Source organism: Catonella sp. (assembly GCF_052173895.1).
Lineage (GTDB): Bacteria > Bacillota > Clostridia > Lachnospirales > Lachnospiraceae > Catonella.
On the sequence record NZ_JBQMXS010000027.1, the window covers coordinates 1 to 24,084 of the forward strand.

The 24,084-nt window shown below is 36.0% G+C and carries 21 protein-coding genes; 7 read left to right on the forward strand and 14 right to left on the reverse strand.

The window, feature by feature from the left end; translation table 11 throughout:
• From ACTTG8_RS06790 to spoVG, 10 genes are all read right to left on the reverse strand, one after another.
• Positions 1 to 592, reverse strand: a 592-nt coding sequence (locus ACTTG8_RS06790; RefSeq protein WP_442561371.1) for a GTP-binding protein, incomplete at its 3' end; no start/stop codon positions are given.
• Between the two features lie 15 nt (positions 593 to 607).
• Positions 608 to 1,078, reverse strand: coding sequence for a 30S ribosomal protein S7 (rpsG, locus tag ACTTG8_RS06795; protein ID WP_442552422.1), 471 nt, complete (start codon positions 1,076 to 1,078; stop codon positions 608 to 610).
• A gap of 137 nt (positions 1,079 to 1,215) precedes the next feature.
• Entirely contained in the window at positions 1,216 to 1,635 is a 420-nt protein-coding gene (gene rpsL / locus ACTTG8_RS06800) for a 30S ribosomal protein S12 (RefSeq protein WP_442561372.1), read from the reverse strand.
• A gap of 303 nt (positions 1,636 to 1,938) precedes the next feature.
• A complete protein-coding gene (locus ACTTG8_RS06805; protein ID WP_442561373.1) occupies positions 1,939 to 5,931 on the reverse strand; it encodes an EndoS/ChiA family endoglycosidase in 3,993 nt (1,330 codons plus the stop codon).
• A 350-nt stretch (positions 5,932 to 6,281) separates the two neighbouring features.
• A complete protein-coding gene (locus ACTTG8_RS06810) occupies positions 6,282 to 6,524 on the reverse strand; it encodes an RNA-binding S4 domain-containing protein (RefSeq protein WP_442561374.1) in 243 nt (80 codons plus the stop codon).
• 73 nt (positions 6,525 to 6,597) lie between these two features.
• Entirely contained in the window at positions 6,598 to 6,873 is a 276-nt protein-coding gene (locus ACTTG8_RS06815; protein WP_442552418.1) for an HU family DNA-binding protein, read from the reverse strand.
• A 160-nt stretch (positions 6,874 to 7,033) separates the two neighbouring features.
• Positions 7,034 to 7,711, reverse strand: a complete 678-nt coding sequence (locus ACTTG8_RS06820; RefSeq protein ID WP_442561375.1) for a hypothetical protein — start codon at positions 7,709 to 7,711, stop codon at positions 7,034 to 7,036.
• A complete protein-coding gene (mfd, locus tag ACTTG8_RS06825) occupies positions 7,708 to 11,265 on the reverse strand; it encodes a transcription-repair coupling factor (protein ID WP_442561376.1) in 3,558 nt (1,185 codons plus the stop codon). Before mfd ends, ACTTG8_RS06820 begins: the two co-directional genes overlap by 4 nt.
• Before the next feature lie 9 nt (positions 11,266 to 11,274).
• Positions 11,275 to 11,853, reverse strand: coding sequence for an aminoacyl-tRNA hydrolase (gene pth, locus ACTTG8_RS06830; RefSeq protein ID WP_442561387.1), 579 nt, complete (start codon positions 11,851 to 11,853; stop codon positions 11,275 to 11,277).
• Between the two features lie 123 nt (positions 11,854 to 11,976).
• A complete protein-coding gene (gene spoVG / locus ACTTG8_RS06835) occupies positions 11,977 to 12,264 on the reverse strand; it encodes a septation regulator SpoVG (protein ID WP_442561377.1) in 288 nt (95 codons plus the stop codon).
• A gap of 376 nt (positions 12,265 to 12,640) precedes the next feature.
• Here spoVG and murC point away from each other — a divergent pair, with 376 nt between their 5' ends.
• The 7 genes from murC to ACTTG8_RS06870 all read left to right on the forward strand — a co-directional run bounded on the left by murC (position 12,641) and on the right by ACTTG8_RS06870 (position 20,571).
• A complete protein-coding gene (murC, locus tag ACTTG8_RS06840; protein ID WP_442561378.1) occupies positions 12,641 to 14,050 on the forward strand; it encodes a UDP-N-acetylmuramate--L-alanine ligase in 1,410 nt (469 codons plus the stop codon).
• A 243-nt stretch (positions 14,051 to 14,293) separates the two neighbouring features.
• Positions 14,294 to 15,346 (forward strand): DnaD domain protein, encoded by a 1,053-nt coding sequence (locus tag ACTTG8_RS06845; protein WP_442561379.1) that lies wholly within the window; start codon positions 14,294 to 14,296, stop codon positions 15,344 to 15,346.
• Between the two features lie 117 nt (positions 15,347 to 15,463).
• Complete coding sequence (locus tag ACTTG8_RS06850; RefSeq protein WP_442552408.1) at positions 15,464 to 16,459, forward strand: ATP-binding protein; 996 nt, start codon at positions 15,464 to 15,466, stop codon at positions 16,457 to 16,459.
• 66 nt (positions 16,460 to 16,525) lie between these two features.
• On the forward strand, positions 16,526 to 17,698 hold the full coding sequence (locus ACTTG8_RS06855) for a ribose-phosphate pyrophosphokinase (protein WP_442561380.1): 1,173 nt from the start codon (positions 16,526 to 16,528) through the stop codon (positions 17,696 to 17,698).
• Positions 17,699 to 17,861: 163 nt separating this feature from the next.
• Positions 17,862 to 18,032: a DUF362 domain-containing protein gene (locus tag ACTTG8_RS06860; protein ID WP_442552406.1), complete on the forward strand. Its 171-nt coding sequence runs from the start codon at positions 17,862 to 17,864 to the stop codon at positions 18,030 to 18,032.
• Positions 18,033 to 18,211: 179 nt separating this feature from the next.
• Positions 18,212 to 19,744 (forward strand): sensor domain-containing diguanylate cyclase, encoded by a 1,533-nt coding sequence (locus ACTTG8_RS06865; RefSeq protein ID WP_442561381.1) that lies wholly within the window; start codon positions 18,212 to 18,214, stop codon positions 19,742 to 19,744.
• 2 nt (positions 19,745 to 19,746) lie between these two features.
• The gene (locus tag ACTTG8_RS06870; protein WP_442561382.1) at positions 19,747 to 20,571 is read left to right on the forward strand and encodes a GDSL-type esterase/lipase family protein; all 825 of its coding nucleotides are present in this window, start codon (positions 19,747 to 19,749) and stop codon (positions 20,569 to 20,571) included.
• A gap of 107 nt (positions 20,572 to 20,678) precedes the next feature.
• Here the strand turns inward: ACTTG8_RS06870 and ACTTG8_RS06875 are convergent, their stop codons facing one another.
• From ACTTG8_RS06875 to ACTTG8_RS06890, 4 genes are all read right to left on the reverse strand, one after another.
• Complete coding sequence (locus ACTTG8_RS06875; protein ID WP_442561383.1) at positions 20,679 to 21,662, reverse strand: diaminopimelate dehydrogenase; 984 nt, start codon at positions 21,660 to 21,662, stop codon at positions 20,679 to 20,681.
• A 97-nt stretch (positions 21,663 to 21,759) separates the two neighbouring features.
• Positions 21,760 to 22,143, reverse strand: coding sequence for a VOC family protein (locus tag ACTTG8_RS06880; RefSeq protein ID WP_442561384.1), 384 nt, complete (start codon positions 22,141 to 22,143; stop codon positions 21,760 to 21,762).
• A gap of 1 nt (position 22,144) precedes the next feature.
• A complete protein-coding gene (locus ACTTG8_RS06885; RefSeq protein WP_442561385.1) occupies positions 22,145 to 23,314 on the reverse strand; it encodes an MFS transporter in 1,170 nt (389 codons plus the stop codon).
• A 48-nt stretch (positions 23,315 to 23,362) separates the two neighbouring features.
• Positions 23,363 to 23,827, reverse strand: a complete 465-nt coding sequence (locus ACTTG8_RS06890) for a low molecular weight protein-tyrosine-phosphatase (protein ID WP_442561386.1) — start codon at positions 23,825 to 23,827, stop codon at positions 23,363 to 23,365.
• Positions 23,828 to 24,084: the final 257 nt, after the last annotated feature.

Sequence of the window (24,084 nt, forward strand, 5' to 3'; positions counted from 1 at the left end):
TGTAAGCCTTCATTTCAAACAAGTCAACAACACCTACGAAAGTATCTTCTTTTCCAATTGGAAGTTGAAGAAGTACAGGGTTCTTGCCGAGCTTAGTCCTAATCTGGTCTACCGCTCCGTAGAAGTTAGCACCAAGTATGTCCATCTTATTGATATAAGCCATACGAGGTACATTATACTGATCAGCCTGTCTCCATACATTTTCAGACTGTGGCTCAACTCCGCCCTTTGCACAGAATACACCTACAGCACCATCAAGTACACGAAGTGAACGCTCAACCTCAACAGTGAAGTCTACGTGTCCAGGTGTATCAATGATGTTGATACGATGTTCCTCTGCTCCCGGCATTGGCTTACCCTCTTTTTCAAGAGTCCAATGACAGGTTGTAGCTGCGGAAGTAATGGTTATACCTCTTTCCTGCTCCTGCTCCATCCAGTCCATAGTAGCAGTACCTTCATGGGTATCACCAATTTTATAATTTACACCAGTATAGAATAAGATACGCTCTGTAAGAGTGGTCTTACCTGCATCGATATGAGCCATAATACCGATATTTCTGGTTCTCTCAAGTGGATATTCTCTTTTAGCCAACGATTTTTCCTCCAATTACCAGCGATAATGAGCGAATGCCTTGTTAGCCTCAGCCATCTTGTGCATATCCTCTTTTCTCTTAACCGCTGAACCAGTATTGTTGATTGCATCTAATATTTCGTTAGCAAGTCTTTCTTCCTGTGTTTTCTCACTTCTAGCGCGAGAAAATGTAGTAAGCCATCTGAGTGCTAACGCCTGTCTTCTTTCCGGTCTTACCTCTACAGGTACCTGATAAGTAGCACCGCCGATACGACGAGCCTTAACCTCAAGTACAGGCATGATATTGTTCATAGCCTCTTCAAAAGCATCTACTGCTTTCTTGCCGCTCTTCTCTTCAACACGAGCAAAAGCGCCATATACTATTTTCTGTGCTACTCCCTTTTTACCGTCAAGCATGATATTGTTAACTAATTTAGTAACAAGTTTGCTATCGTAAATTGGATCTGCAAGCACATCTCTTTTTACTATATGTCCTTTACGTGGCACGATTCTTCCCTCCTAACATAGAATTCTGATTACAGATTCTTAGGTACTCACTATCATTATTAGTGTCCGTGCTGGGCAAATCTTAATCCCGCACTTTTAATCCTAAAATCCTTGTTCGATTGTTTCTGCTAATCTGATTATTTAGCATCCTTTGGTCTCTTAGCACCGTATTTACTACGAGCCTGACGTCTCTTAGCAACACCTGCTGTATCAAGGGTACCACGAACAATATGATATCTTGTACCTGGAAGATCCTTTACTCTTCCACCACGGATAAGAACAACACTATGCTCCTGAAGATTGTGTCCTTCACCAGGGATATAGCTTGTTACCTCAATACCGTTTGAAAGACGCACTCTGGCAATCTTTCTAAGCGCTGAGTTAGGTTTCTTAGGTGTAGCTGTTCTAACTGCTGTACACACACCTCTCTTCTGTGGAGAAGAATGCTCAACAGTAGTCTTTCTTAAGGAGTTAACTGATCTCTGGAGTGCAGGAGAGTTAGACTTCTTAGCAGCTGTCTGTCTACCCTTTCTTACGAGCTGATTAAAAGTTGGCATTAATTTTCACCTCCTATTTTCTTATTTTTAATACCTTGCACTTACTTGTGCATAATTTTTACGCCTGTTAGACATGCGTAATTATTATTATATTACATTTTAGCAACTATGTCAAACAGAAATTTCTTGATTCTTTCCCCATCTTGAATGCCAAAATAAATAAGCTTACGTTACATCTCAATAAATTTATTATAAGACTGAATAATTACATAATTAGATAAAGTCACAGGCAACATTTTTATATTGTCTGTGACTTTGTTTTATAGATTATTTACAGCAAAAATTCTTTAATTAATACTTGTTTTAATTTCCACTGCCTTTCCCTTGTAACTGGATTTCAGAAATACAAATTATTCCTCCCTGATCTTTTATCTGATATTTCCAATATCTTGCACGGATAGGAGAATTAAACGTCTTAGAATATACTCCATCTAACGCAGGATTATTATATTCATCAGCTTTTGTCCATTTAGAATCATCCTTCATCTCTTCATCTGTAGGTTTTTCTACGCCTTCAAAATAGTATAGTTCTCCTTTTTTAATAGTTTGCATTATACTACCGTTACCATCGTTATCATAACGAGTATCTACAATCCAAGAAGAAATTTCTTTTTCTTTTCCAATATCAAATGCCAGCCAATAACTTGCTGAACTCCAAGAACCACCTAACATCACTTTATTCTTCTCTTCAGCCATCTTGCCGTTGAAAAGATTTTTAATAATGTATGTTGGCCTATATTCTGGTCCATTTGTAAAAGACATCCCTATCACTTTTGCATTCAAAGCAAAGTTAGTAAGTTTCTCAAGTTCTTCTCCAACCACTATCTTACAAGTATGAAGCTTACGGTATCCGGCACCCTCTCCTGTATAATTTCCTTTTTCATCATAATGCTTCATATTCTGATAATATTTACTATAGGTAAGGAAATATGTTTCCTGCGCCTTTCTACTGATTCCATTCTGCTGTGTGGCTGTCACATTTGCAGAGGAATGGTCAAGAATCTCTACCTTGTCTTTTGCATCTTCGTTTGTAAATGAAACCTGTCCAATCTGATTGTCAGCATTTTCAAAAGTTTTAAAAGCTTCCCATGTGTAACTCTGGTCAATAAAAGTCTTTGCAGGCTCAAGTACTGTTTTAGCTTTATATGCCTCAAAATCATTCTCTGCAACCACTTCCCCATTTGCTGTTCCAACACCAAAGGCAAAAAGACTTCCTACAGGAATTTTTTCATCTTCATTTGGTTCTTTAATTTTATCTACCGTATACACCTTTGGCATATAACCCTGAGGTTTCTGTGAACCAAATTCAAATGTGTGTCCTTCTTTATCTTTAACTAATGCATAAAGAGCCTCAAGCGCAGTCTTATCTTCTCCGGCGGAAAAATCAATCTTATTCTTAGAAACATCAAAACTCTTTAAGTTAGTAAATGCAGCTGCGTTTTTAACAGGAAGATGCTCTAAATCAAAGCCACTTAAATCAAGTTTCTCAAGACCGGACAGATTTTCTAAAACTAAGATTTCTTCTGTCTGCTCATAAGGTGCATTCACATAATTTGGCTTCAAAGACTCAGGTAACATATCCTTTGTTAATTCTTTAATATTTGGCAAATTCTTAAGGGTAAGCTTTTTAAGTCTCTTAAATTTATTCAGTCCATCTAAGCTTGCAATGGCAGGATCATCAAGGATGAGTTCTCCTCCAAATCTCCCAATATTGCCTTTCCAGTTTTTCCTAATCTGCTTGATTATGGTATTTCTAAGGGCAGCATCCGGAATTTCAGCTTCTGTAATTCCCTTATAATCCTCATCCTCAAGCATAATTTTCTTCAAAGCCTTTGTCCAGCTGTACTCTGTATGAAAATGCTTTGTATTATTTCCCCATTTTCCATAGTAGTCAGACTGTTCAGAAATAGAAAGTGGATCATTTTCATTACGCCTTCCACACTTTTCTTTCGTAGCATCAATACCTTCTTCTACTCCGTCCCTATCAACTGCATAGGAGAAAATACCGCCTTTCATTCCTTCCTTTGGCTGCCACTTTGCGTGACGGTAAGCATTGGAATCTTCCGGTGTTCCCGGATTTCTTGTTTCTAACACTTTATTAGCAAGATGCCATTTCCATTCAAGCTTATTCTTATTTTTAGGATCTAATGGAGAATCGTTTTCTTTTGTTTCTCCGGTTCCTTTTAAGGAAACAGTATCTGCCCAAACATTATTATTCTTATCTCCATCTTCTTCATAGAAACTGAAACCGTACATAAAATGCTCCGGTTTAACTCCATAACGTCCAAAATGCTTCCAGTTTAACTGACCATAGTTATCTTCTTCGCTATCTTTCTTCTCTGCAAGATGCTGACCATATTTCTGAACCAGAATATAATCCCATAAAGTTGCTGTTTCTTGGAATATCCTGGACATTTCAGCCGGAATTGTAGTATCAAGAATCAGAAGTTTGCCTACTCCATGTCCATCATTTCCTGCTATCTTTCTCAATTCCTTTACAATACCTATAGCCTGAAGAAATTTATCTTCTTCTATTTCATCAGACTGCTTGTGGCATTTTGTATCTTCTCCTTGTCCAGCCCTCCTTTTAGCCGCATTCTTCGGCTCATCATGCTGTTCAAGGTCAATATCAAGACCATCTAAATTATGCTTGTTTACATATTCATCAAAAATAATTTTTGCATATTCCGCATACCTTGCAGATAAAGCTTCCTCACTTTGTCCTGCTGTAGGAATCAACTCATGATTATTGTCATAAAGCACACCACGCTCACTGGTAAGTTCTCTTATTCCAATAGTGCGGATAACTCTAGTTCCCTGTTTCTTTAATTTAGGTACATAGGTATCTTTTAATGTAGTCCAAAAAATACTGCCTTTTGCAGTCCAGTCAGTAAATACAAACGCAAGGTCTACTTCTGCCGGTATTTCAGACATCTTGTTAAGTCCGCCATGTGGTTTTCCATCATCTCCTGTAGATGCCACGTCATGCCAGGTTCTATAATAAGCACCCATAAGAGGTCCTCTATCTCTTAAAGGAACGTTTTGACTATTTGGTGTTTCACCAGAAACGCTTGGACTATTAGGTGTTTCACTAGGAACGCTTCCACCATAATACCCCCCTAAAATTGGAGCCGGCTGGTTATTACTGCTTTCAATCTCTTTTGTTCCTTCCGGTGTTTTTACTTCCACTTTCTCTTTGGTATTATTCTCAAGCTTTACCTCTGCTTCTTTTTCAAGAGCTTCAATCTTACTTCCTTCCGCTCCCTTTTCAAGAGTAACCGAAACCTTCGCAGAAGTTTTTAAGTCAACCGGAACCTCTGTAGTAATAGAGCTTCCCTTTGCCTCCTTCTTTACTTCCAGTTCAATTTTTTCTTGTTTTCCTTTGATATTCAGTTTAGATTCTGCCTGAACATTTACCTTACTTACAATTCCTTCAGAAGTCAGATTCACTTCCGACTTATTGGCAAGGTCTAAACTATCAAGCTTTCCTTTTACATTTACATCAAGCTTTGTTTCAGCCTTAACTAAAAGATTGGTAAGTTTTCCTTCAACTTCAACCTTTACTCTCTCGCTGCCTTCTGCCACAACAGCCTCATTAAGAACAGCCTCAGAAGCAACTACAATCCTTCCTTCTTTTGCTTTTATTTCAATTTTATTGCCACTAACCTTTTCATACCAAGTGTCATTTTTTATTTCATTAATAAGGATAGATGCAAACTTTCCGGAGTTTACAACATCTGCCTTTGGAGTTTCAACCTGAAGTTTTACTTTCTCATAATTTCCCTCAGGTATATCAAAGGAAGTTTCTGCATCACTTTTTATTTTTAATTCTTCAAGATAATTATTCTTTAATACTTTATCAAGCTCTGCCTGATTAGAAACAACTGCACTCGTTACCTTCTCTTTTACTATTTTCTTCTTTTTTGTTAAGTTTTTAACAGTAACTTTACAGCTAAGCTTTAATTTCTTTTTTCCTTTTTCAGTTATAATGGCTGTAATCTTTGCCTTACCTACCTTCTTAGCCTTTACATTACCTCTACTCACAGTAACAATCAATTTATTGCTTGAAACCCACTTTACTTTTGCCTTTTTGGAAAGATTTTTAACTTTCAGCTTTATTTTCTTTCCTTTTTTCAAGGTAACAGAAGTTTTGTTTAATTTTTCCTTTGGAAACTTTACTTTTTTCTCAGCAGCAATCACTTTTTCGGTTTTAAATAACCCTCCAACCGGATTACTTGTCAGCGTTACAGCTGCCATAAGGATAGCCGCAGCTGTCCTTAACATTTTTTGTTTCATAACAATCTCCTTTTTTCATTAAATTGTTTACTTTTTGTTAAAGTAAATATCAACTTTTATTTACTTTAATTTATGTTTTATGTTAACATATACAAGTCATCTTGTAAACTAATATCATCATTATTTAAGCAAAATTTAATAAATACAAGTCCTATTATAGGTTATTTCTTGTAAAGTTTTCATTTTTTTAATATCCTATATTAAATTCAATTAGGTATATATATCAATTTTTAGCTATAATATATTGTAAATTTTAAAATTAAAAAGACTGGCCACTCGCCAATCTCTTTGTAATTATTATTAACTTTTTCAATATAATTTGAATTTTTTATAATTTTGAAACAGATGCATTATTCCACAAACTCATACATCTCTTTTGCCTCGTCCTTTTTCACAGTTTCTGCAATCTCTGTAACCCTTACTTTAAGCTGTTTGTCGCCAAAACCTATGGTTATTATGTCACCGATTTTTATTTCAGTCCCGGCCTTTGCCTGCTTTTCATTCACAAAGACTCTACCTGCATCACAGGCTGACTTAGCTACTGTACGCCTTTTTATAAGGCGTGATACCTTAATGTATTTATCTAATCTCATAATTCTCCTATTTTATATAATAAAAGAGAGACCATCTTCACAGACAGCCCCTCGTCTTATGTTTACAATTTAATTACTCGTTTATAGCATCCTTAAGTGCCTTACCAGCCTTAAACTTAGCTGCCTTTGATGCAGAAATTTTAATTGTTTCACCGGTAACTGGGTTTCTTCCTTCTCTTTCAGCTCTCTCTGATACTTCAAATGTACCAAATCCTACTAACTGAATCTTCTCGCCCTTCTTTAATTCCTCGGTAACAACATCTACAAAAGCCTTAACAGCCTTCTCTGCGTCAACCTTTTTCAACTCAGTTTTTTCAGCGATAGCTGATACAAGTTCTGCCTTATTCATGGAATAAATCCTCCTATAATTTTCTATTGCGAGTACGCCCCCGCTCATAACAATATCTTTACAGAATACTTATAAACTTATTATAACGATTTGTCAAGTAATTTTGAATGAAAATACTTGATTTCAAGCATATTTAGACTAAGTTTGACAAACTTTAAACTTATAAGCCATCAATATTAATCCTATCTATGTTTTCCCAATATATTTCTGCAGTATATCTACTTTCCCAATTGTTATAAGCCAAATTGAATAAAAGTTTGGCTTTTTCCCCCTCAACTCCTTTCTTTTTAGAATATTCTCTAAAAAATTTTGTAGCCAAAAAATTTTCCATATATATATCCGTTATCAAGCTTTCATCTAAATAATACTTAGCTTTAAGCAAAGGATCAATGCCTTTAATCTGCGCCTTTGCTGTCTTTCTTATCTCTTCCTCCTCAGCCTTAGTAAGGCTGTATCCCTCTTTGTTCGCCTCATTTACCAATATTTTAATTCGTGCAATTTCTTCTATTATATCAGTTTTTAATAACTCTTCTATACTTCTTCCATTTCTGGTCACACTCCATACATCTTTTCCAAGCAGAATTTCATAATCTTTCTTAGTAGCCAGCAGATAAAATTCAAGTTCAGGATAATATACCGTCTCATCACCTATTTTAATTATAGGGATATCTGCACTAATTATTTTCAACGGATTTTGTAAGCTTTCTATTTTTACCTCTTTTCGTTTCTCTTCTCCGAAATTGATAGCAATCCTTTGTTCTAAGTAAAAAATAACCGTTACAACACCGAAAAACATTATCAAAAATACCAAAGGTTTCATCAAATATTTTTTTATCATTCTCCCTCCTTCACTTCATCTTTCTGCCTGCAAGCTACTAATTCTGCAACAACTCCCATAAGCACCCTCAACTTTTCTTCCATCTTAGTCTTACGCAGTCCATCTCCAAACTTATATTCAAAGTAGGTTTCTTTACCTGTTCGCATTTTAACCTGTCCTGTATTATTCTCTATAAATTCCCCTACCTTATCTATATCAAGTTTTATTGCACTATACAGTATAATTTTAACAGTTTCTCCTTTACAGTCGACTCTTGTCACACCTGCTCCATGTGCAAGATGCCTTATAAGTGAAATATCTATAAGATTATTTACTTCAGGCGGCATTTCTCCATACCTGTCTATTAACTCATCTTTAAGCTCCGACAAGTCTTCTTCTGTAAATACGGTAGCTATTCTCTTATACATTTCAAGCCTTGCTACCTCGTTTCTTATATAACCTGAAGGAATAAAAGCTGAGGCATCTATGCTTATAACCGTATCAAACTCATCGGTGGACACTGCCTCACCTTTAAGCCTTTTTACCTCTTCATTTAACATTTTGCAGTAAAGGTCATATCCTACGGCCTCCATGTGGCCTGACTGGCTCTTTCCAAGCAGATTACCTGCTCCCCTTATCTCAAGGTCTTTCATTGCTATTTTAAATCCTGAGCCAAGGTCAGTGAACTCCTTTATAGCTGCAAGTCGTTTTTCGGCTATTTCTTTGAGCATCTTGTCACGCCTATACATAAGAAAGGCAAATGAAGTCCTTGCACTTCTGCCCACTCGTCCTCTAAGCTGATAAAGCTGTGAAAGTCCCATTTTATCAGCATCATCAATGATAATAGTATTTACATTGGATATATCAAGCCCCGTTTCTATAATTGTAGTAGACACCAATACATCTATCTCACCATTTATGAAGTCGAACATTATCCGTTCAAGTTCCCTCTCACTCATCTGCCCATGAGCAAATGAAACTCTTGCATGAGGAATCATCTCTGCAAGCTTAGCAGCCCTCTCATCTATGCCGTTTACCCTGTTGTACACATAGTAAACCTGACCATTTCTAGCCAGTTCCCTGTTTATCGCCTCCCTCATAATCTCATCATCATGCTCTAGTACATAGGTCTGTATCGGTATTCTATCTATCGGAGGCTCTTCAAGCACCGACATATCTCTTATTCCCACAAGGCTCATGTGTAATGTCCTTGGAATAGGAGTAGCAGACAGCGTAAGTACATCTATGTTTTCTCTTAGCTTTTTTATCTTTTCCTTATGGCTTACTCCAAATCGCTGTTCCTCATCTATAATAAGTAACCCCAGATCTTTATATTTAATTTCTGATGAAAGCACCTTATGCGTGCCTATAATTATGTCAATCAGCCCTGCCTTCAGCCTTTCTTTTATCTTTTTTGTTTCTGCTGCCGACTTAAACCTCGAAAGAAACTCAACTGTTACAGGAAAGTTTTGCATTCTTTTGGAAAATGTTGAATAATGCTGTCCTGCAAGTATGGTAGTAGGCACAAGCATTACTACCTGTTTTCCCTCAGATACCGCCTTAAATGCCGCCCTAATTGCCACTTCCGTTTTGCCAAAACCCACATCTCCACAAACCAGCCTATCCATAATCTTCATGCTCTCCATGTCCGCCTTGACATCTCTTATAGCATTTAGCTGGTCTTCCGTTTCCTCATAAGGAAACATTTCTTCAAATTCCTGCTGCCATACCGTATCTTTCCCATAAGCAAAACCCTGTTCCTCCCTCCTCTTTGCATAGAGTTCCACCAAATCCTTAGCAATTTCACTAATAGACTGCCTCACCCTTGACTTCGTATTCTTCCATTTTTGACTGCCTACCCTATCTATCTTAGGCTTTGCCCCATCTTTACTTGAGTATTTCTGCAAAATATCAAGTTCAGTAGTAGGTACAAACACACTGACCTCATTACCATACTCTACTTTTACATAATCTCTGGTAACCCCTCCAACAGTAGACTGTTCAATTCCCCTATAAATTCCTATTCCATGTGATTCATGAATTACATAATCACCCTCATGAAGTTCTGAAAAGCTTGAAATTGAGGCACCATCTATCTTTTTCTTCTTTTTATTTATCCTTCTCTTCTCTGCTCCAAAAATATCACTTTCAGAAATAACTGCAAACTTTATTTGAGGATATTCAAATCCCCTTCTAAGATTCCCCTTTACTATTACAATCTCACCACTTAATTGCTCTCTCTTGTCCACATCAAGAAAGGCTGCCACAATATCACTTTCCCTTAAATCCTCAGAGAGCCTCTTGCCCCTATGTGTAGACGAACTGACAACCACAACCCTATAGCCCTCTTTTTTATACTTTGACAAATCTTTAACAAGGCTTTCAAAACTATTGTTATATGGATTTATATTTCGTGCAGTAATATCAAACCTCTTTATTATCTCCATATCACCGGTTCTAGTTTCGATAAGGGAAAGCAGTACCGTACATCTACTCTCCAGTTTTGCAAGTATGGTCTTATAATCCCAGATTGTATCAGCCTGTTCGGAAAGTATATATCCTTTCTCAAGTCTGTTTGTCATGCTCTCACGCCATTCAAACGAAACAGCCTTACCCTTTTCTTCTATTCTTATAGGCTCATCTATGAAAAAAATATCTTCTTCATTAAAATAATCAAAAAAACTCTCTGTATTCTCAAAAAAATAGTTTATGTAGCTATCTATACCGAAAGAACCACCATATATCTCCAAATTATCCTTAAATTCTTCAATACTTCTATCCAGCCTTGCAGCTTCCTCCGTCTTCATTTCAGCCCTAAGCCTTTTATAAACTTCCTCCTTTTCTTTGCCAAGTTTCTTAAGCCCCCTAATTTTTCTATCTTCATCTAAGATAATTTCTGTAGCAGGATAGACTACGAGTTCTTCCACATTTTCTATAGACCGCTGACTTTCTACATCAAACGCCCTAATCGTATCAATCTCATCTCCCCAAAACTCCAGTCTAAAAGGGGTTTCTTCCGTTAACGGAAAAATATCAAATATATCTCCCCTTACTGCAAACTGCCCCTTACCTGAAACCTGAGAAGTTTTCTCATAACCAAGTGCTACCAGCCTCTTTGATAGGTCTGAAATGTCAAAGCTGTCACCTAATTTAAGTTCAATAATCTTCTCTTTTATATAAGAAAGTGGCAGCACCCTGTCAAGTCCTGCCTCCAAGCTTAAAACTATTGTTGATGCTTCATTTTCAATAAGCCTCTTAAGCACCTCAAGCCTTCCACTCACAATTGCATTACCATGTACATCTGCAGTAAAAAACATTATATCCTTTGCCGGATAAATCAAAGCCTTCTTATCATAAAGTTTCATATCAGACTGGATTTCCCTAGCCCTTATTTCATCATATGTAATGATTACCCTATGTCTTTTTGACGTTGCATTTGATAGTGTTTCTATTATATTACTCTTTTCTGCATCCAGACACCCTGTAAGAAGTATCGGGATGCTTTTATTATTTATACAAGTAATTGCCCCACTTATCTCTTTCAGTTCTAGTGTTGGCTCCGTTAATAAGTTCATCTTATCTCCTTAAACTTCTATCTTCATTCCATTGTACTTATTCATAGCAGCCTCTGCTCCGTCTTTCATTATAGTTATGACTGCTGCCCCTGCCACTTCTATAACCTTTCTTATAAGTGGTTCCGTATCTCTGTCAAAACCAGAAAGCACATGACAGGCAAGATCTCCGCCCTCAGGCTTACCTCCTACTCCAACCTTAATCCTAATAAATTCATTACTGCCAAGATGCGAAATAATACTCTTAATTCCATTATGCCCTCCTGCACTGCCCTTAGCCCTTATTCTTATATTACCCGGAGGCAGGTCTATATCATCCTGCACGATTATAAGCTCACTTGCAGCGTCCAGCTTATAAAAATTTACTGCCTCTCCTACTGCCTCTCCGGAAAGGTTCATATAGGTTTGAGGCTTCATAAGGAGAACCTTTTCTCCTTCAATAAATCCCTGTCCGAGCTTAGATTTAAAGCCAGCTTTGGAAAGAGAAATATTATATTTATCTGATAAGTAAGTAATCACATCAAATCCTATATTGTGTCTTGTCCCTGCATACTTCCTGTCGGGATTTCCTAAACCTGCTACTATATACATAAATTCCCTTCTTTCTAAATTCATATAATAAATTCAAACTAATTATACACCAGAATATATTTTTTTGCATTAAAAAAAGGAGGTCGTAAAACCTCCCAAATCAGTACTCTGTCTTAATAAATTTTATACTGCCTCTTCTTTTACCGGAAATTCCATCCAGTTTCCATTTTCGTACTCTGTGACAATTGACTTCTGAAGTCTATCCCTTGTCTCTGAGTTGATTGGATGAGCAATATCATGATACTCACCATCATTTGTCTTTCTGCTAGGCATTGCTATGAAAAGACCTTTATCACCATCAATAATCTTAATATCATGAACAACGAACTCACCATCAATTGTGATAGATGCAACTGCTTTTAACTTACCTTCCTTAGCAACTTTTCTGATTCTAATATCTGTAATATTCATACTGCGACCTCCCCGTTTGTGTCATCCGGACAGAAATACAATCTGCCACTGCTGATTTAAAAGTTTTAAACTAGAGCTACACTAATCAAACTACTACCCATCCCATCAACCTACTCTAATTTTGAACTTTATTATAACATATTTGAACAAAAATTACTATTGTCTTAAATATGCATTAATTAAGCGTTTTAAAAGAATTTTTTAGTTATTTTTATAGGTGTTTTGGCTTTTTATGTTCATTAAAATGACTATATGGTCATTTAATAACTATGGTTTATAAAGTTTACCATTATGCATCTATTCATGTTTTTTTGCCATTAAATCTCATTTATGATATAATGGTATAAGTGTCAAAAATATAAAAAGAGGTACATTTATGTATAAATTAGACTTACAAAATAACTCCCGTCCCGTCCATTTTATTGGAATCGGTGGTATAAGTATGAGCGGTATTGCAGAACTGTTTCTTGATAAGGGTTTCAAAGTTACAGGCTCTGACCTACATGAGTCTACTGTTACAAAAAGACTTGAAGAGCTTGGAATAAAGATCTTCTATTCACAAGAATCAGACAATATTTCACCGGATACAGGGCTAGTAATATATACCGCAGCAATTCATGAGGATAATCCTGAGTTTATAAGAGCAAAGGAATTAGGAATACCTATGTTAGATCGTGCCTCATGCCTTGGACAGATTATGAGCCACTATAAAAATGCAGTTGCAGTTGCCGGTACTCATGGCAAGACTACTACTACCTCAATGCTTTCTTATGTGTATCTTGAGGCAGAACTTGACCCTACCATATCTGTTGGAGGTATACTTAGTGGTATTCAGGGCAATATGCGTCTAGGTAAGTCTGAAAACTTCATTATGGAGGCCTGCGAATATGCCAACAGTTTCTTAAGTTTTACGCCAACTACAGCCATTATTTTAAATATCGAGGCTGAACATTTGGACTTTTTTGGCACACTTGAAAATGAAAGACTTTCTTTCACTAAGTTTATAAACCTGCTACCGACAAACGGACTACTTGTTATCAACAATGAAATAGACGATATAGAAAATCTTGTAAAAAATACTGGTATAAGAGTAGTAACTTACGGTCTAAGAGCTGTAAACGGAAAAGAACCTGATTATACAGCTAAAAATATCAGCTATAATGATTTTGGCTGTGCTAGCTACGAACTTATTGCAAAGGGCGAAAACAAGGGACTTATAGAACTATCTGTTACCGGAGAACATAATGTATCCAATTCACTGGCTGTAATTGCTGCAAGCCTTGAACCTTCAGAAATTTATAAAGACGGTATTGCCCTCGATAAAATACGGCAGGGTATTAAAAAATACACCGGAACTGAACGCCGTTTTCAATACAAAGGAAAAAGAGACGGATACACAATAGTAGATGACTATGCTCATCATCCTACTGAAATCAAGGCTACTCTTGAGGCTGCAAAACGAGTTAAGCATAATCGCCTAATTGTTGCCTTCCAGCCACATCTCTATTCAAGGACTAAAACTTTTCTTAATGAATTTGCAGATGTACTTTCCCACGCTGATATAGTTGTATTTGCAGAAATCTATGCAGCAAGAGAAGAAAATCCAGGAAACATCTCTTCTGATAATATAAGAGAAATTATGTCTAAAAATGGACATGAGGCATATTTTTTCAAAACTTTTGAAGAAATAGAAAATTTTCTTATCCACATCTGTAAACCTGATGACCTGTTGATAACTATGGGAGCCGGAGATATACTAAAAGTAGGAGAAAATATGCTAAAATAAATTTTATCCACAATATCCACAGTAAAAATTTTTTTATTATTTTTTTACTGTGGATTTTTATCTCTTTTTTTCACATTTTTATCCACATATTTTCCCACTCTAAAACTTATATTATTTATAGCAATCCACAAACTTATCCACATTATCCACATTTTTTAACTATATCCCCTCAATTTTGCCCTCTATTTTATTTTTAATAATCTTGTGATATACTCCTTGTAACAGCAGACTAGGAGGGATATCATGTCAGAAATAAACTTAAGCATGGTTATTAGTACAGGAGTTACTGTAATTTCAAATGCTTTTATAGAACATTTTATAAATGAATCAAATGCATCACATATTAGGTTCTACCTATATCTTATGTACTATTCTCAAAATCACAAAAGCTTTTCTATAAGTTCTGCCTGTGACTTTCTTGAGGATAGTGAAAAGGATATAATCCGTTCCATAAATTACTGGGAAAAACAAGGACTTTTTAAAGTTACCAGAACTAACGAAAACACTATAACAGCCATACGCATATCTGATGTTCCGGATGACAGCTCTACAGTATCATCTGATATTCAAGCTGAGACCTCTATAACTGATAACTTTGATGAAGACGAGTCCATCTTCACTCATGCCTCTCCAAATAGTATAACTGAATTAGATCTTACTCAAGTTCTCTACAAGGCAGGAGAACTTGCCGGCAGACCACTATCAAGTTCCGAGATAGATTTTATTTGTGAATTAAACGAAAAACTTAAGTTTACAACCGAACTAATCATTTACCTTTATGAGTACTGTTGTATAACTAAAGGAATTAATCGCTTTAATTATATAGAAAATGTTGCTCTGGCTTGGGCAGACAAAGATATACTCACTGTAGATGCTGCTAAGTCTGAGGCAGAAATATTCAATACCGAAAATGCTACTGTTATGAAATCTTTTGGTCTTTCACGCCTTCCCGGAACTTCTGAAAAACAGTATATTACTAAATGGTTTCATACATATAATATGTCTGCTGAAATGGTGGCTGAGGCCTGTAGCAGGACTCTTATTCAGCTTTCAAAACCTGATTTTAAATATGCTGACAGCATACTTAAGAATTGGTTTAAAAGTGGACTGGCCAATCTTGATGATGTGAAAAATGGAGATAAGGCACATTATGCTGCAAAACAGAATCTCAAAGTTGTAAACAGCTCAAATCCTAAGCCTGTTTATAACCGTTTTAATAATTTTGTGCAAAGAGAATACAGCAACGAAAAAATGGAAGACCTTACAAATAAATTACTTGAGAAAAGCATAATTTAACCCAAATTATTCAAATAATTACTACTATTCGTAAGAAATTTTAATATGAACTTGTATTTTTTTAATCATTTTTACTTGAATATTTTGGCAAATCTTTTATAATATTAAGGTGGTTTTATGGGACTTACTAATTCTGAATACGAGGCTGTAATGCGTGAGTATGATAACATACGCTATAAAACAGCAGAACTTCGACAACGGCATACTGACGAAGTTTTTAATAAAGTACCTGAGATTAAAAAACTGGAAGATGAAATAATAACCGATTTTACAAATCTTGCTAAAGATGCTTTATTCCTTACACATAATGATTATCTTGTGGCCAAGGAAAATATTGATAAAAAAATAACAAGGTTTAATGTAAAAAAACAGGAACTTCTCGTCCAAAATGGTTTTCCAAAAGACTACTTAAACCATATATATAACTGCCCTGTTTGCAAAGATACCGGTTTTATAGACGGAGCTAAGTGTGAATGTTTTAAAGCTATAGTATCAAAATTAGCCTATTCTCAATCCGGTATTTATATGATGGCAGATGAAGACGCAAACTTCAGCCGATTTGTTGAAACTTATTACCCTGATGATGACTTTGACAAAAATACTAAGCTTAGTTCAAGAGGAAATGCTCTTAATGCATTGGCAAATTTGAAAAACATGGCTGATGATTTTGATAATAATGCACATAGTTTTGTAATATATGGTGGAGTTGGAGTTGGAAAAACTTTCCTCGCCTCCTGTCTTACAAATTCGCTTATAAAAAACGGTTATTCAGTTGTATTTTTAACTGCTTTCAAATTTGTCAAAATATTCGAGGATAATACCTTTCACTATAATGATACAGAAGATGGGAAAATAATACCTTCTACCGATCCTATCTTTACTTGTGATTTACTGGTTATTGATGATATAGGAACTGAAGTTGCCAATGCGTTTACTATTTCAAGACTTTTTGACTGCATAAACGAAAGGATATTGTATAACAGACCTACAATATTATCCTCGAACTGGAATCCTGCTCAAATAAAAGCAAATTATGGCGACCGTATATTTTCAAGACTTGCAAAACATTACAAATTCTTAAAGCTAACCGGGGAAGACATAAGGACATTTTGACAAGGGTTATTCACCTAAGGGTGATAATCATAAATACAAATTACCTTCAAGATAAGGAGAAGAACAATGCCAAAAGAAGATTATATCGAGACTATTCCTGTGGGACCTCTTGGTATCATTTCACTGAAAGGCTGCTCTAAATTAGGCAGCGCTGTTGAAGATTACATAGTTAGCTGGAGAGATGGTAGAAATAATGAACACACCTCTACACTTGCTTTTTCCGGTTATCAGAGAAAATCCTATCATGTCGAGGCAAAGTGTCCTCGTTTTGGAAGTGGAGAGGCAAAATGTACTATTACCAGCACCGTAAGAGGCTTGGATCTCTACATTCTTGTAGATGTATGTAATTATAGCATTACTTACAATATGAACGGTTATGAAAACCATATGTCACCTGATGACCATTATCAGGATTTAAAAAGAGTGATAATGGCTTGTGCCGGCAAAGCACATAGAATCACTGTAATCATGCCTTTCCTCTATGAAGGTCGCCAGCATAAGCGTTCCGGCAGAGAATCCCTTGATTGTGCAGTTGCTCTTCAGGAACTTATACACATGGGTGTGGATAGTATAATCACTTTTGATGCACATGACCCAAGAGTGCAGAATGCAATCCCTCTTAACAACTTTGATACTATTATGCCTACTTACCAGTTCATTAAGGGTATACTTAAAAATGTGCCTGATGTAAAGATGAACGCTGATAACATGATGATAATAAGTCCGGATGAAGGTGCTATGAATAGAGCTGTATATTTTGCAGGCGTACTCGGAGTAGATGTAGGTATGTTCTACAAGCGTCGTGATTATGCTACTATAGTAAATGGTAAAAACCCTATTGTAGCTCATGAATATCTTGGTAGAAAACTTGACGGAAAAGATGTAATCATCGTAGATGATATGATTTCTTCAGGTGAAAGTATGCTTGATGTGGCAACAGAACTTAAGAAAAGAAATGCCGGACGTATCTTTGTAGCGTCTACTTTTGGCCTCTTTACTAATGGACTTGAAAAATTTGACCAAGCTTATGAAGACGGACTCATCCACAAGGTTATTACAACCAACCTTGTATATCAGACTCCTGAACTTCTCTCTCGTCCATACTACATAAGTGCCGACATGAGTAAGTATGTCGCTCTTATAATAGATAAACTTAACCATGATTCTTCAATTAGTGAGCTTTTAAGTCCAACTGAAAGAATTAAAACCATACTTAAAAAATATGGACAAATTAAATAATAGTCACCTAGCTTTGGCTTTCATTTGAAAATAATACTCATTTTCTAAATTGACTGATTTTTTAGTAAATTGTTGCCTAATTTAGTAAAATTCACTTGTAAAACTTCTTTAAACTATGTATACTGTTTTCGAAGTATATTAATATTTAAGGAGGTAACTACCAATGGCACATGTAATTAATGATGAGTGTATCAGCTGTGGCGCTTGCGCTTCTGTCTGTCCTGTAGAATGTATTTCAGAAGGTGCTGAGCATTATGAAGTAGATGGTTCTGCTTGTGTAGATTGTGGCGCTTGCGAGGAATCTTGCCCAACAGGAGCTATTTTTCAGGAATAAATTATGATTATGAAGGCGCTGGGTCATTTGTGGCTCAGTGCCTTTCTTTTTGAATAAAAAATGCTTTAAATTTCTTATTAAGTGAAATTCTCTCCGAGAGATATACACACTTTTTTGTTTACAATCCCGATAAATCATGGCAAAATATAGTTATACTATACCATACAAGGGGTAAATACATGGATAATACTAAATTTAAATCCTCTAGGCAGATTGCACTTATCTGTCTTGTCATTATTGTAGCTTTTGCTGCCAGTGCTCTCATGTTCGCAATATCAAGTTTTAAAAACACCAGTGCATATGTAGAGCATACCACAGATATGACTGCCATAAATATAATGAGAGAACTTGATACAGGCATGGCCTCATCAGTAAAAACTGCAAAGACAATGGCAGAAAATTCTTTTGTTGTGGACTGGGCAAAGAAAGAAAACACTCATGCCGGTGACCCTGAATATACAAAAAAACTTTATGACTATCTCAAAACCTCTTATAAAGAAAATAATTATAATTTTGTATTTTATGCATCGAAGGAGACAGGTACTATCTACTATCAAGATGGTGTAAGTATTAAAATGTCAAATTATAATGCTGATGACAGATGGCTTTACGACTTTATGTCCTCAAACCTTCAATACCAATTCACACTAAACCCTTTCAAAGCAAGCTCCGGTGATGCAACACTGCTCATCATATACAAACTTACAGATAGTTCAAAAAAGACTCTTGGAACCATAGGCATAAGCATCAACCTTGCAATGATGGAAAATAGCATTTTAGAGCTTGGAAGTTACTATAATGTTGGTATAGCTTTTACAGATTTGGATGGTAATGTTCTTATTTCCAAAGAATATTCCCTGCCGGAAGGTTCAAATATCTTTGCCAAAGACGGACTTTTTGGTGATATTGATAACACTCAACTTATGCCTGTTGAAGGTGCATTCACTGTGAAATGGATAGGTCAGAATGATATATTTGATATAAATAAGCAATTCTGTGAACTACGGTATATTAAAGCTTTTAACTGGTATCTTATAGTGTATGGAAGTGGTGAAACCATAATGCTTGCAAATAGAAATCAGCTATTTTTACAGCTCGGTTTGCTTGCCCTTTTGCTTTTACTTATGATTGCTGTTATAATTAATACAATCTCTCAGTATCGCAACCGTATAGTATCTCTTGCTACAATGGATGAACTCACAAAAATTATGAATCGCAAATCATTTATGGCAAGATTTGAATATTTTTCAAAGCAGCAACTCCTTGAAGGAGGACATCTTTTCCTAATTGATATAGACTTTTTCAAGACTATAAACGATACCTTGGGGCACGCTGCCGGAGATGAGGCTCTTTCATTCTTAGCTGAAAAACTCACAAACTTCATCGGTAAAGATGGATTTATAGCAAGATGGGGCGGAGATGAGTTTATAGGAATATTCTTCTCTACAATCAAAGACCCTCTCTCACAAATCAAATCCCTGTCTGCCGAGCTTGACGAATCAGAGACAGGCAAAAGACTTCACCTCACTCTCAGTGTAGGAATTACACCTATAGAAACCGGACTATCTCTCAACAAAGAAGTGGAAAAAGCAGATATTGCCCTATATACTTCTAAGAAAAACGGAAGAAATCAAGCAACTATGTACCATGAAAGCCAAACCGGAGCAGATCCGGAATATAGTAAGGAGCTAATTGAAAATTCTAAAAAATAGATATGAAAAAGAAAATTAAATTTATACTAATCGCACTAATAATTGCTATAGTAATTGAATTGGGAGCAATTATCTCAATTAAAGCCTATCAACTAATTATGGAAACTGCAAAAATAAATAATAGAGAAATAGTTTTACAAAAATCACAAAAAAAAGAAACTACAGATACCATTGTTTCATCAAAAAACATCTCCTCTTCCTCTGATAAACCTACTCAAAATGAAGACAAAAATCTTGAACTTGGTACTGTCGATATTTCTTATTTTGATGATGCACTCTTTTTGGGAGATAGCCGTACAGTAGGACTTAGAGCATTTGGCAACTTTACTAACTCATCTTATTTTGCAAAGACCGGCATAAGTGTAAATTCATTTTTTATGTACCCTGCCCTAGATGAAGAAACCGGACTTACTTTAGAAAGGACTCTCTTTCTTCGCCATTACAAAAAAATTTATATCATGATAGGAGTAAATGACGCTGCTCAAGTACCTTTAACGGAATTTGAATCTGAATTTTTTGATGCTATTGCGAAAATCAGAGAGATACAACCCGATGCAAGAATTTACATCCAGTCTATACTGGGCGTTACTAAAAATAAAGAAATAAACGACCCTTATCATTATAACAATGAAAGGGTACTTGAAAGAAATGCTCTATTAAAATCTAAATGTGATGGTGATAAACTTGTATATTTAAATGTATTTTCAGCTTTTGCCGATGCTGAAGGATATCTGAGTCGTGAATGTTCCTCAGATGGACTCCATTTAAATAGTTCAAATTATAGTTCTTGGTGTGAATATTTGATGAATAACGCCATACTTGACTAAACTTACTAAAAGTATGCACCTAGCTACTTTATACAAGATTACATTTCCTATTAAACAAAACAAACTCCTGTCAATGTAGAAAACTTTACATTGACAGGAGTTTGTTATTAAAGCAGTGTCTTCCTTAATTCTTCTGCACTTAAGGCACTAAGATAAGCAGGTGCAATATCAAATACCGTCTTACAACCACTCACACCTTCTGCTGCAAGCTTATACGCTGCTCTTACATAAGCTGTTATCACAGAGCCTGTAAACTCAGGATTTGAATCCAGCTTAAGGCTGTACTCAACTATGTGCTTATGTTCTTTACTAAAACCTGTTACACCACTTCTAACTACAAATCCACCATGTGGTAGCCCTGAGTGCTCTCTCTTCATTTCCTCTTCAGAAATAAAATGTACAGTAGTATAGTAATCTGCAAAATAATTAGGCATATTAATAATTTCACTCTCAATAGCTGCCTTATCTGCTCCCTCTTCCACTACTACAAAGCACTCTCTTGTATGCTTATCCCTAACTAAAAGAGATGGATTCTCACCACTTCTCACACGATTCATCGCTTCTTCTACAGGAATGGTATACTGTCTTGCATCTTTTACACCATCTATCCTTCTGATGGCATCAGAATGTCCCTGACTTACACCCTTACCCCAAAATGTATAATTTTCTCCTTCAGGCAACACTGATGTAGAAATCATTCTAAGCAAAGAAAACATACCCGGATCCCAGCCTACTGAAATAATTCCTACCTTACCTGCTGCTTTAGCTGCCTTATCAACATTTGCAAAATGTTCAGGTATCCTTGCATGTGTATCAAAACTATCTACCACATTAAAATACTTTACATACTCCGGAGTCTGCTCAGGAAGATCTGTTGCACTTCCTCCGCCAAGCACCAGCACATCAATCTTATCCTTATACTTCATAAGTTCTGTTGTACCAAGAACCTGTACTCCACTATAGGTTTTAATACTATCAGGATCTCTCCTTGTAAATACAGCAACCAATTCCATATCCGGATTCTGTGCTATGGCGCTTTCTACTCCCTTAGAAAGATTCCCATATCCCAATATTCCTACTCTTATGCTCATCTTTGCCTCCTTGTTCCTTGATTATTAAGAACTCCTAGTGAAATTAAAATTTAAAATTCTATCCTACTGCTAATGAATATAAAGGTTTATTTTCATATCAAACCGTAATTTCAATCTGATTCCCCTCTATTCCCACAATACAGCTTTCATAATAACCATCTCCTGTAATCCTAGGACCACTCAAAACTTCATACCCATCTTCATGAAACCTCATTGTAAGCTCATCTACCTTTTCTTTACTTCCAACAGAAAATGCCAAATGAATATATCCAGTTCTATTAACTCCCTTACTCATATCTTCCATATTAGGTTTATTCATAATCTCAAGCCTTGCCCCATCCTCAAAGTTTATGAAATATGACCTAAAGCCAGTTTTTTTATTATAATAAATGTCATTAGCCTTTCCGTCAAGATATTTTATAAAAAATTCCTTTGCACCTTCAATATCATTCACATACATGGCTATATGCTCTATTCTCATATTAGACTTCTGCTCCTCTCTTTAAAATATAATAAGCAAGTTCAAGCATAGAAAAATTTAAAACTGCAAATAAAACTAGATAAAATGGCATTATACCTATTCCTATCTTTTGCTGTATCAATCCAAATACCATAGGCATGAATGTACTTCCAATATAAGCTGCTGCCATCTGAAGTCCTATTACTGCTGCACTGTACCTCTTTCCAAAATTAGAAGGTGCCATATGCTGAATGGCGGGGTACACAGGCCCCATACCGGTACCAATTATAATAAAAGCTATCGCAGCAACTATATAGTTTTCTACCGACAAAAAAACCATAATGATTCCAATTAACTCAATAAAAATTCCGATACGAATAAGTTTTCTGTCACCTAATTTATTTGAAATAAAACCAGAAATCAGCCTTCCAAACATCAGCCCACCAAAAATCAAAGAACCAAAAGACGCAATTGTCTCTGCACTAAGTCCTTCCTTTGTACCTGCAAAATAACTCGGTGTCCAAAGGAAACAGGTAGCCTCCCCTGCACAGTAAGCATAAAATGCAACAAGTGTGCATATTACCGCCGGCAACTTAAGAGCCTCTCTTATACCCACACTCTTACTATGGTCTTCTTCCTCTGCCTTTCCATTTGTTTTCCACAATGGAAGTGAAATTATACAAACCAGTAAAATCAATACTTGAATGTAAGATGTCCATCTATAGCCTTCATTCCACCTTGCATATTTAAGTGCAAGCGCCATGATGTACGGACTGATTACTGCTCCTACTCCATAAAAACAATGCAAAAAATTCATTACTGAACCCGAAAAATTATTTGCGACATAGTGATTTACCGATGCATCTATTGCTCCTGCTCCAAGTCCATACGGTATTGCAAACACAAACAGCATCCAGTATTCCCCACATATTGAAAAACCCAAAAGTCCGACTATTGTCAACGCAATAGAAACTATTGTAATCCACTTTGTATGAAATCTTCTAATCATTTTAGGACTTAATAGAGCTGAAATAATTGTCATAAAAGATATAGTCATAGATACATATCCGGCATAAGATGATGGCACTAAAAACGCCTTCTGCATCTGTGGCCAGCCTGAACCAAGCAGAGAATCCGGTAGTCCTAGGCTAATAAAAATCAAATAAATCACCACCAACAGCAACGAAACCATTCACTTGCCTCCTACTTTTTCTCACAATTATATCACAAAACTCCCTCGCTATCTATTATTATTCTCAGACAATTTATTAAGAAGTCCCATACAGCCTTCAAGCACATCCCTATAAGTCACATCAAAATCACCTGTATACCATGGGTCTGCTATATCTCCTGATTTGCCTGCAAAAGAAAGCAACTTCCTGATTTTCTTCTTAGGATCACCATTTAAAATTCTATCAAGATTTTTAATATTGTTTTCGTCCATTGCGATAATATAGTCAAAGTTTCTATAATCTTTCTTGGTTATCTGCGTAGATATATGCGGCAATACAGGAACTCCGACTTCTCTAAGTTTCTTCACCGTACCATAGTGAGTAGATTCTCCAATAGCCTCTGTACTAGTAGCTTTTGAGTCTATAAAAAAGCTGTCGCTAAGATCTGCTTTGTTTACAAGATCTTGAAAAACGAAATGAGCCATGGTTGAGCGACAAATATTGCCATGGCAGATGAAAAGTACTCTAGTCATTAAAATTTTCCTCCTAAAATGCAGTTAATTGCCCTAATTTGCAAGGTTTTGCCAAGTCTGTAAAAACAGTGTGAACCTACATATATTTTGACTAATCTGCAAAATAAGGCAAATCTGGGCAAAATGTAGTAGTCATTAGTAGTCAAATCGTAGTCAACGATAGGGGGGGTGACTACTCACCTTTTAACGGTAGAATCGTTAAAGGGGTATCGTTATAAGGTATTATTGACTGTTTTTGTTCTAATTTTTCATCCTGT